A 13,346-nucleotide genomic window follows, 5' to 3' on the forward strand; every position below is an offset into this window, starting at 1 on the left:
GCTGGAGCAGCTCAGCGGGTCCTGGCGGGGAGCAGGCCTTCGCGGGCGGCGTCGGCCTTATCCACGTCCTCCAGGGCGATGCCCTTGGTTTCCCGCAGGCTCAGCACCGCCACTGAGGTGATGGCGCAGGCGACCACCAGGTAGATGGCGGTGGGCACCCACGAGCCGGTGTCCTTCAGCCACTGGGTGGCGAGCAGCGGTGCGAGCGAGCCAGCGAAGATGGAGGTCACCTGCGAGCCGAGTGAAACGCCTGAGTACCGCATGCGGGTGGGGAAGAGTTCGGCCATGATGGCCGGCTGGCCGGCGTACATAAAGGCGTGGAGGCAGAGTCCGATGGTCACGGCGGCCACGATCACCACCGGGCTGCGGGTATCGAACATCGGAAAGGCGAAGAACGGCCACGCAGCCCCGGAAATGGCACCGAACAGGTACACCGGTTTGCGTCCGAACTTGTCCGCCAGGCGTCCCACCTGCGGGATGACCAGGAAGTGGATGACGTGGGCGATCAGGAGCGCCAGCAGGAGCGAGGAGGTGTCGTACTTGTGGACGGTCTTGAGGTAGACGATCGCGAAGCTGACCACCAGGTAGTACATGATGTTCTCGGCGAAGCGCAGGCCCATGGCCTGGAAGATGCCCTTGGGGTACTTGCGGACCACTTCGAAGACGCCGTAGCTGACGGCCTGTTCCTTCTCCACCAGGGCCTTGGCCTCCAGGAAGATGGGAGCTTCGGTGACGTGGGTGCGGATGTAGTAGCCCACGAAGACGATCACGGCGGAGAGCCAGAAAGCTACACGCCAGCCCCAGCCCAGGAAGGCTTCGCTGCTGAGCACGGAAGACATAATGAACAGCACCAGGGTGGCCAGCAGGTTGCCCACCGGCACGGCGGCCTGCGGCCAGCTGGACCAGAAGGCGCGCGACTTGTTGGGGCTGTGCTCGGCAACCAGCAGCACGGCTCCGCCCCATTCGCCGCCGAGGGCGAAGCCCTGGATGAAGCGCAGTGCCACGAGCAGGGCCGGTGCGAGGTAGCCGATCTCCGCGAAGCCCGGCAGGCAGCCCATGAGGAACGTTGCCACGCCCACAATCACAATGGTGAGCTGCAGGGTGGGCTTGCGGCCCAGCTTGTCGCCGATCTGGCCGAACACGATGCCGCCCAGCGGACGGGCAACGAAGCCGACGGCGTAGGTGAGGAAGGCCTGGATGATGCCGTCCAGCTCGTTCCCGGTGGCCGGGAAGAAGTATTTGCCGAACACCAGGGTGGCGGCGGTGGCGTAGAGGAAGAACTCGTACCACTCCACTACCGTGCCCACCATTGAGGCGGCCACGATTTTCTTCAGTCCGGATCCTTTGGATGCAGGTCCGGCAGTGTTATCCGCCGGGCGTTGTTCAACGCTCATGGGGTTTCTCCTTAGTGTCCACGATGACACGTGCTGTGATCTCCAGCACTGATGGCTTCACTGAGTATTACTGCACAGACTTGGAGCTTCAATACCCAAAGAAGCACCACGTATGTGCAGAATTGCAGATATGAAAGCCAACCCTGACGACCTGCTGGTACTTCTTGCCGTGTCCCGGTCCGCAAAATTTACGACGGCGGCGCAGGCTTTGGGACTCAACCACACCACCGTCTCACGCAGGATAGCCGCGCTCGAGAAGGCGCTCGGCGGCCGCGTCCTTGCCCGCGCCACCGGCGGCTGGGAGCTGACGGACCTCGGCGCCCAGGCGGTGCAGGTGGCCGAACAGGTTGAGGCTGTGGTGGGCACGCTGGGAGCTGCCGGCCAGGCACCCGACCCGATTACCGGCGTCGTACGCATGACCGCCACCGACGGGTTCAGTGCCTACATCGCGGCACCGGCCGTGGCCCGGCTGCGGCGGGACCACCCGGGGCTCAGCGTTGAGGTGGTGACCATGACCCGGCGGGCCCTGCAGCAGCGCTCGGGCCTGGACATCGAAGTGGTGGTGGGCGAACCCCAGGTGCACCGGGCAGAGGCCGTGCGGCTGGGCGACTACATGCTGGGGATGTATGCCTCCCGCGCCTACCTGGCCGAGCACGGGACCCCGGCCACCGTGGCCGAACTCAACGCGCACCCGCTGGTCTACTTCGTGGACTCGATGCTCCAGGTGGACGACCTCGATGCGCCCCGGCGGCTGGTGCCCGCCATGCGCGACGGCCTGACGTCCACCAACGTCTTTGTCCACGTGGAAGCAACCCGGGCCGGCGCCGGGATCGGTTTCCTGCCCTGCTTTATGGGCGATCTCCATGACGACCTGGTGCGCCTGCTGCCCGCCGAAATCGCCGAGCTGTTGCCATACTGGATGGTGCTGCGTCCGGACTCGCTGCGCCGCCCGGCCGTGGCTGCCGTAGTCCAAGCGCTCCGCGAGCAGATGGCGGAGCACCGGGACTGGCTGCTGGGCCGGGGCAAGGTTGCGGCCGGATGAGCTACTCAGGAGCGGGGTCGTGGCGGACCGGTATTCCGGCCGCGAAGGCACGGACCTGGGCGTCGTCCCAGAGGTGCGCGGGCACGGCTCCGCCCAGGAGCCGGCGGTGCAGCTTCGGGTCGTCGCCGAAGGGGACGTCGCTGCCGGCCATTACCATGTTCCCGTAGCGGCGGCCCTTGAGCATGGCCGGGTCCGCGATGATCACGGTGTGCTTGAAGGCAGCGGCGATGGTGGCCGCGTCCTCGCGGGCGTTCTTGAGATCGGGGGCGTCGCCGGAGTTCACCACGTAGAGCCCGCCGGGCGCCAGGACACGCTTGACGTGCTGGTTGAACTCGGCCGTGGTGAGCGAGCGCGGGGTGAGGGCGCCGGCGAAAACGTCCCGGATGATGAAGTCCCGGGTTTCGGCGGTCAGGGTTTCGGTGACCTCGCGGGCCTCCCCCACCCGCAGGCGCAGCAGCGGGGCTTTGGGGAGATCGAACCAGTTGCGCACATGTTCGGCGAGCTTGCCGTCCAGTTCCACCACCACCTGCCGGGCCTCCGGGTAGACGGCATGGAAGTAGCGGGCCAGCGAGCAGGCGCCGCCGCCCAGGTGCAGGCCGCGGAGTTTGGGCCTGGTCCCGGAAACGCCCGACGGCGGCCAGCGCGACTCAATCAGCGCGGACATCCACCGCATGTACTCGAAGTCCAGGAACAGCGGGTCCGCGAGGTCGATGTGCGAGCTCATCACACCGTTGATCTTCAGGAGCCAGCCGGTGGAGTTGTCCTGGTCGGCGATCAGTTCGCAGTCCCCGGTGTCGATGTAATACACACCTTCGACAGGTCCGCTTTGGCGGGAACCGGCCGGCACCTCCACAACTCCGGCCACCGCGCGCAGGCCGTTCCGGCCCCCTGACCTTCCGCGTTTTGCCATTACCCGTGCCACGCTTCAGTCATGCTTCAACCTTAGCTGCCGGGCACCGCCCCTTCGCCCTCGCGGATCCGCTTCACCACGGCGGAGGTGGACCGCTCAGCCACGTAATCCAGGATGGCAACCCGGCCGCCGTATTCCTCGACGGCGGGCGTCTCCGCCAGCATCTCCGGCGTGTAGTCCCCGCCCTTCGCGTACACCTCGGGCTGGAGCTGCCGGATCAGCGGCGCCGCCGTGGGGGTGTCGAACACGGTCACGTAGTCCACGCAGCTCAGGGCTGCCACCACGGCGGCACGGTCCGCGGATGAGTTGATGGGCCGGCCGGCGCCTTTGAGTTTCCGCACGGAGTCGTCGCTGTTGAGCGCCACCACGAGGACGTCGCCCAGCTGCTTGGCCTGGTTGAGGTAGCGGGTATGGCCGCTGTGCAGCACGTCGAAGCAGCCGTTGGTGAGCACAATGCGCTGGCCCTGGGACCGGTGCAGTGCCAGCTGCCGCTCGAGTTCATCGGCACCAAGGGCGGTGTCGGCGAAGGCTTTCAGGTACCGGCTGAGCTGGCCCGTACTGCAGACGGAGGTGCCCGGCTGGTGCACCACCACGTCCGCTGCAGACTGGGCAAGGTCGAGGCTGGCCGTGAGCGGCAGCCCTGCCGAGCGCGCCAGCGTCAGCGCCGCCACGAACGTGTCGCCGGCGCCCGAAGCCTGTTTCTCGGCTGCCGGGCGGGCCCAGGTACGGTGCGTGACGCCGTCGGGCCTTAACAGCACGGTGCCGTCACGGTCCAGGGTGACCACTACGGCGCCCGCGCCCGTCGCTTCCAGCAACTGCCCTGCGTGCCGGCTGACAGTTTCCACCCTGTCCTGGCCGTCCGGAAGGCGGAGGTCCAGCATCCGTGCGGCTTCCTGGGCGTTGGGCGTCACCAGGTCCGGGCGGAGCGGGGCCCAGGGGCGGGGATCGTGGGAGTCGACCACCAGCAGCGGGCGGTCCCCGCGGCCAGCGGGGGCCTCCCCCAGCGCTTCGATCAATCCGTTGCGGACGGGATCGGCAAGGACGCCGTTGCCGTAGTCGCACACCAGCACCGCGTCCTGGCGTTCGACGGCGGCGCGTACGGACGCGGCGAGTGCGGCCAGTGCTTCAGCCGGGACGGTCTTGGCGGAGTCGTCGAGGCGGAGCATCACCTGGCCGCCGCTGCTGATCCGGATTTTGGTGGTGGTCACCATGTCCGGGTGGCTGTGCAGATGGGTCACGTCGATGCCCGCGGCCACCAGCTGGCTGCGCAGGTCCTCGCCGGCGTCGTCAGTTCCGATGATGCCGGCCACGGAGACCCGCGCACCAAGGGCGGCCAGGTTCATGGCGGTGTTGGCTGCCCCGCCGGGAACTGATTCACGGATCTGGATATCCACCACCGGAGCCGGGGCTTCCCGGCAGAGCCGCTCGATGCTGCCGCTCCACCAGCCGTCCAGCATCAGGTCGCCGATCACGAGGATGGCCGGTTCCTCTGCGGCCAGCCTGCCCGGCAGCCATTCGGACAGGGCGCGCTGGCTGGACAGGTCCACCAGGGCGGGGTCCACCGGCACGTCGCCGGGATGGCCGGGCAGGTCGTCGGGAATAAGGCTCATGACTTGTCCTGTCCAGCGGCGGCTTCCGGGCCGAGGCCATCAGCAGCGCCTGCATTGTGCTTGGCAACTGCCGGCGGCGCCGCAATGTGCACCACTTTCACCCGGCTGAACTCGTCCAAAAGCTCCGGGCCGTAGCCAAAGCCGGCACCGCTTTCGCCGCGGGGCTGGGCCGCGCCGCCCGGGGCGCCGCCGAACACTTCGTTGATCTTGACCGTGCCCACCGGGAGGGCGGCCACCGCCTGCTGGATGTGGGCGATGTTGGCGCTCAGGACGCTGGCGGCCAGTCCGTACCTGCCGCTGCACGCGAGCCGCAGCCCGTCGTCGAACGATTGCACCACCTGCACCGGCGCGACGGGCCCGAAGGTTTCCTCCGTCATGATCTGCATGCTGTCGGTGCAGCCGAGCAGGACGGTGGCCGGGTAGAAGGAGCCCGGGCCGTCCGGAAGGGCACCGCCCTCCAGCGCCCGGGCGCCCTGGGCGAGCGCGTCGGCCACCTGGGCGTGGACCTCGTCGCGCATCCTCAGATCCACCAGCGGGGCTACGCTGCCGTTGTTGTTGCGCAGGGCCGCTTCGGCTTCCAGGGCAGCGCAGAACTCGTCCGCAATGTCCTTATGGACGTAGATCCGCTCCACCGCCACGCAGATCTGGCCGCTGTTGCTGAAGGCACCGATGGCCGCCTGCTCCGCGGCCCACACGGGGTCCACGTCGCGGTCCACCAGCAGCGGATCGTTGCCGCCGTTCTCCCGGATAACGTGGGCTCCCGTGAGCGCCCCGGCCCTCGCGATCCGCGCGCCGGCCGCGCTTGAGCCGACGTGCGCGATCACGTCCACCCCGGACTTGGCCAGGAGCGCGCCCACGGCCGCGCCGCCGAACACTGTTTGGAACACGCCGGGCGGGAAGGCCGGAGCGAGCACTTCGCCCAATGCCTCACCCAGCCGGGGGCAGCGCTCGCTCGGCTTGTGCACGGCCGTGTTGCCGGTGACCAGCGCGGCGCCGATCAGGCCGCACGCCACGGCCACCGGATCGTTCCAGGGGGTCAGGAGGACAGCCACGCCGCGTGGTTCGGCCACGGTGTAATCGGCGGCGAGCCGGTTGCCGCGCAGGCTGTGGCCGCGGTGGACGGGACCAAGCTCCGCATACTGCTCCAGGGTGGAAACCCCCGCGCCGATGCCGGCAAGGGACTCCTCCACCGGCCGGCCCGTCTCGCTGAAGTTGAGTTCAGCCAGTTCCTGCGCGGCTGCCTCGAGCGCCTTCGCTGCTTTCCGGAGCGCGGCGCCCCGCTCCGCCGGTGCCGTGGAGGCCCAGTCCGCCGCAGCGCTCCGCGCCACCTCTACGGCATGGTTCACGGCGGCCGGTTCCGCTTCCGGCACAGTCCACAGGACGTCGCCGGTCCTGGGGTTCCGGATGGTGATGCCGTTGCTGTCCGTTGTTTCCGGTTGTGCAGTGGAGTCGGGTGCAGTGGTGTCTGTGGCAATGCTGGGCATGATGTTCCTCCCGTCGGTTCCGGCGTAAGTCGTTTGGCGTTTAGGGCCAGGAGCCCTCTTCCTCGTGGCAGATCAGCATTTCGCGGACCTCGCAGCCGGTGGGCTGGGACAGCGCAAAAAGGATCGCCTGCGCCACGTTGGACGGGTCGTTGAGCCGTGAATCGTCCTGGGGCTTGTACTGCTCGGTGCGGTCGTCGAAGAAGCGCGTCTTCATGCCGCCTGGGATCATGGTGGTCACCCCGATTTCGCCGCCGGTCTCCGCGGCGAGCGCGTGGCTGAAGCCCACCACACCGAACTTGGACGCGCAATAGGCGGTGGCATCGGCCACCGCACGCTTGCCCAGCGTGGAGGCGACGGTCACCACACGGCCGTGCGAGGACTTGAGGTAGGGCAGGGCCGCCCGCACCACAGAGACGGTGCCCATCAGGTTGACCCCAATGACCTTCTCCCATTCCGTGGCCTCGACGTCGGCCAGCTTGCCGCAGCGGTCGATGCCCGCCGCGGTGACCACGGCTTCGAGGCCGCCGAGTGATTCGGCGGCTTCCTTGACGGCGGCCTCCACGGCCAGCCGGTCCGAGACGTCCACCTCGAAGGCCTTCACGGCGGACACGTTGCTGATGTCGCGGTCCAGCACCACGGGAGTGCCGCCCGCCTTCAGGACGGCGTCGACGACGGCGGCCCCCAGTCCGGAGGCACCTCCGGTCACGAGCACGCGTCCGGGTGTTTTCAACTCTGCGGTCATGGTGTTCCTTTCGATCGGGAAACTAACAATTGTTGGGCTGGTCAAGCCGCCGTGCCGGGCAGGTGCGGGTCAGCTCACCTTGGCGAGCGCATCGGCCAGGCCTGTGGTGGAGCGGGCCGGGTGGTAGGGAACGGTGACGCAGCGCCCGCCCCAGCCCTCCACCAGCGCAGCCTCGGGCAGGTTGGCGCCCTTGTAGTCGCCGCCCTTGACCCAGATGTCCGGGCGAAGGCGTTCCAGGGCAGCTTCGGGAGTGTCTTCGTCGAAGACCATCACCGCGTCCACGCATTCCATCGCGAGGAGCAGCTCGGCGCGGTCGTGCTGGCCGATGATGGGCCGCTCCGGGCCTTTGAGCCGGCGCACCGAATCGTCCGAGTTGAGGCACACGATCAGGCAGTCCCCCAGTTCCCGGGCGGCCGCCAGGGAGCGCACGTGCCCGGCATGCAGCAAGTCGAAGCACCCGCCGGTGGCCACCACCTTGCCGCCGTTCTCCCGCACGGCGCGGGCCAGCAGCAGGGGGTCGCTGATGCGGGGCTGGACTGCCGCGGGTTCCCCGGCATCGGGGAGGGCGGAAACCCCGCCGCCGGCAAGGAAGTCGGCAGCGTCGTGGACTGCGAGCACCGCGGCTTCGTCCAGTCCGCGGCCGGCGAGGAGGTGCACGGCAAGGCTGGCCGCAAGCCGGTCCCCGGCCCCGCAGGGATCACCGGCTTCCACCCGCGGGGCCGGAACGGCTTCCGGGGTGCTGCTCCGGCGGCACAGGACAGCGCCCTGTTCGCCCTTGGTGACCAGGACAGCCTGGCTGCCCCATTCCTCCAGCAGGACAGTGCCTGCCTCGGCGGCCGGGTCACCGCTGTGGTCGGGATCCGGTGCAGCGGACAACCGGTCAGCCGCAGGCTGCTGCCGGGTTTCCTTCCGGCCGCGGGACTGAACGGCTTTCTGCGCCTCGGCCAGGTTTGGAGTCACGACGGCGACGCCGGGCACCGGATCCGGCCCGGCCGGGTGCGGGTCCCACACAATGGGCACCTCATCCGCCAGCCGGGCCAGGAGCTCCCGCAGCTGCGGGTTCGCGGCCAGGCCGCGGCCGTAGTCGGCCACAATGATCACGCCGGCTTTCTCCACCGCGCGGAGCATGGCCGGGCTGACCTCCGGGACGGGCGTCTTTTCGCAGCCCTGGTCGAAGCGGACCACCGGATGCGATCCTGCCCGGACCCGGGTCTTGACCGGGGACGGATAACCGCTGGGACCTGAGACGAGCCGCACTCCGGCAAGCTGCGCTTCGAGCTGCCGGCCGGCGTCGTCATCGCCCAGGACTGTCACCAGCGTGACAGGCCAGTTGTCCCCGGCCAGCATCCGGGCCACCAGGCCTGCTCCCCCGGCGCGGCGCTTGACGCCGGACACGTCCACCACGGGCACGGGCGCGTCAGGGCTGAGCCGCGTGGCCTCACCGGACAAGTCCACGTCCAGCATCACATCGCCCACCACCACGATCCTCATGCCACACCGCCCCGCTGCTGCAGGCCCTGGTTCTGCCGGCCAAGGTTCGTCAGGGCGTGGGCGTCGGCCGAACCGCGCCGGGCGACTTCCAGGTCGAAGGCGCGGCAGACGGCGTGCAGGGCGATGAGATGGCCTTCCTGGGCGTTGGCGTTGAGCGCGTCAACCATGACCGCCTCGTCGCAGGCGTCGGCCAAGGGATTGGGGCCGCTCCCGGTGAGCGCCCAGGTGGTGATGTTCAGGCGGGAGGCAGCTTCGGCGGCACGCAGCAGGTTCCGGCTCTTGCCGCTGGTGGAGAGCAGCATCAGCACGTCCCCGGACCTGCCGTGGGCGCGCACCTGGCGGGCGAAGACGTCGTCGTAACCGTAATCGTTGGCGATGGCGGTCATGGCCGAGGACTCCGCGTGCAGCGAGATGGCCGAGAAGGGCACCCGCTCGCCGTCGAACCTGCCCACCAGCTCCGCCGTAAGGTGCTGGGCTTCCGCCGCTGAACCGCCGTTTCCGGCGGCGAGGAGACGCTGGCCGCGGAGCAGGCGCTGGGCCAGCTCCACACCCCAGGCAGCGAGCCTGCCGGACTGGCTCCGCAGCGAATCAAGGGCCGGCACCACATTGTCCAGGTGGATCCGTACCGCCTCCGCGCTGTCCGGATCAACAAAAGCGGCGCCGGGCAGCACCGCGGGCAGGGGGGCCGGCCGTGCCAGCACCGGCAGGTCGGCTTCACGAAGGGACCATTCGGCAGTCACAGTGCCGCTCCTTCCATCGGGACAACGCCGGCGGCAGCCCCGGCCACCGCCAGCTGATAGGCCTTCTCGGTCTCGCCGGCCACCCGGTCCCAGGAGTACCGGGTGCGGGCGCGCCGCTTGCCTGCAGTGCCCAGTTCTGTCCGCAGGGCGGGGTTTTCCAGCAGCAGGGCCAGGGCGGAGGCGATGGCCTCCGGGTCCTGCGGCGGCACGTGCAGCCCGGTCCCATGGTCAACCACTGTGTCCCTGAGCCCGCCCACGGCGGCAGCAACCACGGGGACGCCGCAGGCCATGGCCTCGAGCGGGACGATGCCGAACGGCTCGTACCAGGGCGCGCACACCACGGCATCGGCACTGCGGAAGATGCCGGGCATCTCACCGCGTGACACCTGGCCCTGCAGGTTCACCTGGTCCGCAACCCCCAGTTCCTCGGCCAGCTTCAGCAGGCGGCGGACTTCCGCGTCGGCGTGGAGCACGTCAGATTCTGCGCCGCCGCCAACTATCAAGAGCTCGACGTCGTCGAAGCCGGCGTCCCGCAGGTAAGGCAGGGCCCGGATCACCAGGTCCACCCCCTTGCGCGGCACCAGCCGGCCCACGGAGAGGATCCGGTGCTTGCGCTGCCCGGCGGCCGCCGGACCGTCTGCGGAAAAGAAGCCCAGGTCCACACCGCAGGGGGCGATCGAAATCTTGCCCGTGTCGATGCCCATGGCTTTGAGTTCAAAAACTTCGTCGGAGCAGGTGGCAACGATCCGGTCCACGGAGCGCCCAACTCCGGGCTCGAGCCAGCGGCGTTCGGCCGGGCTGGTGTCCTCTGCGCCCTGGTGCCGCCGCTTGACCGTGCCCAGGGCGTGGAAGGTCTGGATGACGGGAACCCGGTAACCCTGCTCCGGGCGCCGGGCGGCGTCCAGGGCCGCCAGGCCGGACATCCAGAAATGCCCGTGCACCACATCGGGCGGCCGCTGGCTCCAGTCCCTGGCAACACCCTCGGCAAGCTCACCCATGTAGGGCAGCAGTTCATCCTTGGGGACATGGCGGGCAGGCCCTGCGTCCACGTGGACCACTTCGAAGCGGGGGCCTACACGGACTCTCGCAGGAAGCTCCGTTGAGTCCCGGCGGGTGTAGACAGTGACGTGGTGGCCCCGCTTGGCAAGGGCTTCGGACAGCGCGGCAACGTGCACGTTTTGTCCGCCGGCATCCACGCCGCCCAGCGCCGCCAGCGGACTGGCGTGCTCGGAAATCATGGAGATCTTCATGGCGTCTTCCTCTCTCGCGCCGGAACAAGGATCTTCTCTTCCAAGCGACCGTTATCGGAGTGCCGGAGCCGGCCGCCCAGGTCCGCGAGGAGCTCGTCCCAGCGGTCCTGGAACCTGCCCAGGCTGTAGCGTTCCAGTGCCGCCTCGCGGGCGGCAACTCCCCGCCGTCGGGCTTCATCCGGATCGGCGACCAGCCGCTGCGCGCAGCGGAGCAGCTCATCGATATCGGCGGAGACGATGCCGGCCTCCGGCGGCACCGCCCGCGGCGCTTCGGTGGTGGCCAGGGCAACCACCGGCATTCCCAGGTGCATGGCTTCCAGCAAGGACAATCCCAGGGAAGTCCAGCGCATCGGATGCACATAGACACGGCAGCGGGCCAGTTCCCGGTGCAGCTCACGGGTCCGGAGGTCGCCTCGCACCGTGAGCCGGGACGCGTCAATCCCAGCGGCGGCGGCCAGGCCATCGGTCTTCATGCCGAAGACGTGCAGCGGAGCAACCGCAGCAAAAGCGGGCAACAGGTCCGTGCCGGTGACGCGGCCACGCCGGACAGGTTCGTTCACCACCACGCCCAGCTCCGGCAGCTCCCCCGTGTAGAGCTGGCCCGGGTCCGGTATCCCGTGTTCGACCACCAGGCTGCGGGCGGATCCGTTGTCCCACGCCAGCTTGTTGAAATGCGTGACGTGCACCAGGGGAATGGTGCGCTGGTCCGCGAGCGGATGCCGGGTAAACGGGAAGTCGCCCTTGGGAGTGTTGTGCTCCACATACACGGCCGGCAGGTCAACGCCCGGCCTCCGGCCCAGCAGCCGGGCAACCTCGTCGATTTCCTCGGGGCGCTGCAGGACGACGGCGTCAACGGCGTCGGCGTCCAGCGAGCCAAGGTCCACCTCCCGCACTGAGGCCGGCCAGTCCCTGCCCGCACGGCCCAGTCCCCAGGCACCACCTCCCGGCAGGACCGGAAGGAGGTACTCATGACGGCCGCGGACGAAGGCGTCCGTCCAGGAACCGTGGACATGCCAGAGCAGGATTCTCATCTGTTGCGGGCCTTTCTACGGGTGCTGACGTGGGTGCTGAAGGAACTCACTCCGCCGATCAGCCGTTCGACGGCCGCCACCACTTCCTCGGGTGATACGGAGTCAAGGCAGGGGTGGCCCGGGACGGGACAGACCCGGGCCCGGGACATCCGGCACGGGGCGTTCTGGTCGCCGAGCAGCTCCAGCGAGACTCCATACGGCGCCCAGCGGATGGCCGGCACCACCGGCGAAAAGAGGCAGGCCACCGGAGTTCCCACGGCTGCGGCGAGGTGCGCCGGACCGGTGTTGCCCGTGACGACGGCGTCAGCCCCCGCCATCACTCCGGCGAGGGTGTGGAGGTCCGTTTGTCCGCCGAGGTCCAGTGCGGACGGTCCGGCTACAGTGGCGGTAAGGGAGGTCTCCCCCGGGCCGCCGGTAACCACCACGCGGCGCCCCGCGCCCTGAAGGAGTTCGACGGCGGCGGCATGGTGGAGCGGCGGCCACGCCCGGGCAGGGACCGCGGCTCCGGGGTGTACCACCACATAGGGGTCCCCGCCCACGAGGTCCCGGACGTCAGGTACGGATCTAAGGCGAAGCTTGCCGTCGTCGCTGGCGGGCAGCCGGAACCCTCCCGCCTCCGCGATCCCCAGCGCGCGCTCGGCTTCGGGCTGGTCCTCGGGAAAGTCTTCGCCCGGCTTAAGCCGCACATCCAGCAGGGAGCCGGCGTAATCGGTGGATGCGCCGGTGATGCGTTCCACGCCGGCCAGCCGGAGCAGCAGGGCCAGCGGCAGGGGCGACTGGTGGAAGGAGGTGAGGATCACCGCTTCGGTGATCCTGGAGTTCCGCACGTACTCGATAAGCCTGTCAGCATGCGGGCCGGTCATCCGTGGGGCCGGGTTCATGATCCATGGGCTGTCCCAGCTGTAGACCTCCGACGCGCCCGGCAGCATTCCTGCCGCCGCTTCGCCCTGCCGCCCGCAGAGCACCACCACCTGGTTTGGCCGGCTGCCGTCAGGGAACCGGCCGTTGGCGACGGCCCGTACAGCCGGGCCAGCCAGGAGGACGTCGCCCATGCTGTCCAGGCGCGCCACCAGGACGCGGCCCATCAGGGCTGCCCCACCAGCAGCGAGACGGCCTCTGCAAGGTCCCGGGCCACCAGTTGGGCCTCGGCCACCTCTTCCGCCCGGGTCACAGGAGTTGGGACCAGGACGCCGGTTGCTCCGGCGGCTTCGGCGGCGCGGACGTCAGCGCCGATATCACCGATGAGCGCTGCTTCCGATTCATCGATGCCGAGCTTCCGGCAGGCGCTATGGACCATGCCCGGCGCCGGCTTGCGGCAGGAGCAGCCGTCCTGCTCGGAATGCGGGCATACCTCCCACACATCAAAGGGCCCCAGCAGCTCCTCAACCCGGGCGTTGACGTCGGCCACGTCGGCGGCGGTGATCAGGCCGCGAGCGATTCCGGACTGATTGCTGATGACTCCGGTGGCTATCCCGTCTGCCCGGAGGGCATCCAGGACTGCCTTGGCGCCCGGCATCGGGGTGACCCGCTCGGGGTCCCCGTTGTAGGGCACATCGACCACCAGGGTCCCGTCCCGGTCGAACAGGACAGCACGGAACTTCGAGGTTACGGAGCTTCCCATACCCCCTCCCTTCCCCACTGCTGCTGCTCCT

Annotated in this window: 12 protein-coding genes; 1 reads left to right on the forward strand and 11 read right to left on the reverse strand. The window is 69.2% G+C overall.

What is annotated here, in order from left to right:
• Positions 1 to 11 precede the first annotated feature (11 nt).
• Complete coding sequence (locus AC3A4Z_RS12140) at positions 12 to 1,394, reverse strand: MFS transporter (protein WP_493971730.1); 1,383 nt, start codon at positions 1,392 to 1,394, stop codon at positions 12 to 14.
• Positions 1,395 to 1,524: 130 nt separating this feature from the next.
• Here AC3A4Z_RS12140 and AC3A4Z_RS12145 point away from each other — a divergent pair, with 130 nt between their 5' ends.
• Complete coding sequence (locus AC3A4Z_RS12145; protein ID WP_498711759.1) at positions 1,525 to 2,436, forward strand: LysR family transcriptional regulator; 912 nt, start codon at positions 1,525 to 1,527, stop codon at positions 2,434 to 2,436.
• Position 2,437: 1 nt separating this feature from the next.
• On the opposite strand, the gene AC3A4Z_RS12150 is transcribed toward AC3A4Z_RS12145, so the two are convergent.
• From AC3A4Z_RS12150 to AC3A4Z_RS12195, 10 genes are all read right to left on the reverse strand, one after another.
• Complete coding sequence (locus AC3A4Z_RS12150) at positions 2,438 to 3,346, reverse strand: spermidine synthase (RefSeq protein ID WP_498711760.1); 909 nt, start codon at positions 3,344 to 3,346, stop codon at positions 2,438 to 2,440.
• Positions 3,347 to 3,378: 32 nt separating this feature from the next.
• Entirely contained in the window at positions 3,379 to 4,956 is a 1,578-nt protein-coding gene (rfaE2, locus tag AC3A4Z_RS12155; RefSeq protein WP_498711761.1) for a D-glycero-beta-D-manno-heptose 1-phosphate adenylyltransferase, read from the reverse strand.
• On the reverse strand, positions 4,953 to 6,440 hold the full coding sequence (locus tag AC3A4Z_RS12160) for an aldehyde dehydrogenase family protein (RefSeq protein WP_498711762.1): 1,488 nt from the start codon (positions 6,438 to 6,440) through the stop codon (positions 4,953 to 4,955). Before AC3A4Z_RS12160 ends, rfaE2 begins: the two co-directional genes overlap by 4 nt.
• A gap of 40 nt (positions 6,441 to 6,480) precedes the next feature.
• Positions 6,481 to 7,182 (reverse strand): SDR family oxidoreductase, encoded by a 702-nt coding sequence (locus AC3A4Z_RS12165; protein WP_498711763.1) that lies wholly within the window; start codon positions 7,180 to 7,182, stop codon positions 6,481 to 6,483.
• Between the two features lie 69 nt (positions 7,183 to 7,251).
• On the reverse strand, positions 7,252 to 8,673 hold the full coding sequence (locus tag AC3A4Z_RS12170) for a PfkB family carbohydrate kinase (protein WP_498711764.1): 1,422 nt from the start codon (positions 8,671 to 8,673) through the stop codon (positions 7,252 to 7,254).
• Positions 8,670 to 9,413, reverse strand: a complete 744-nt coding sequence (locus tag AC3A4Z_RS12175) for a D-sedoheptulose-7-phosphate isomerase (RefSeq protein WP_498711765.1) — start codon at positions 9,411 to 9,413, stop codon at positions 8,670 to 8,672. The genes AC3A4Z_RS12170 and AC3A4Z_RS12175 overlap by 4 nt, the downstream gene beginning before the upstream one ends.
• The gene (locus tag AC3A4Z_RS12180) at positions 9,410 to 10,663 is read right to left on the reverse strand and encodes a glycosyltransferase (protein ID WP_498711766.1); all 1,254 of its coding nucleotides are present in this window, start codon (positions 10,661 to 10,663) and stop codon (positions 9,410 to 9,412) included. Before AC3A4Z_RS12180 ends, AC3A4Z_RS12175 begins: the two co-directional genes overlap by 4 nt.
• Positions 10,660 to 11,694: a glycosyltransferase gene (locus AC3A4Z_RS12185; protein ID WP_498711767.1), complete on the reverse strand. Its 1,035-nt coding sequence runs from the start codon at positions 11,692 to 11,694 to the stop codon at positions 10,660 to 10,662. The genes AC3A4Z_RS12180 and AC3A4Z_RS12185 overlap by 4 nt, the downstream gene beginning before the upstream one ends.
• Complete coding sequence (locus AC3A4Z_RS12190; RefSeq protein ID WP_498711768.1) at positions 11,691 to 12,779, reverse strand: glycosyltransferase family 9 protein; 1,089 nt, start codon at positions 12,777 to 12,779, stop codon at positions 11,691 to 11,693. Before AC3A4Z_RS12190 ends, AC3A4Z_RS12185 begins: the two co-directional genes overlap by 4 nt.
• Positions 12,779 to 13,315 carry an HAD-IIIA family hydrolase gene (locus AC3A4Z_RS12195; RefSeq protein ID WP_493971720.1) on the reverse strand — a complete coding sequence of 179 codons (537 nt, stop codon included), beginning with the start codon at positions 13,313 to 13,315 and terminating at the stop codon, positions 12,779 to 12,781. The genes AC3A4Z_RS12190 and AC3A4Z_RS12195 overlap by 1 nt, the downstream gene beginning before the upstream one ends.
• Positions 13,316 to 13,346 lie beyond the last annotated feature (31 nt).

The sequence above is a fragment of the Arthrobacter sp. Soil_C_49 genome, assembly GCF_057656635.1.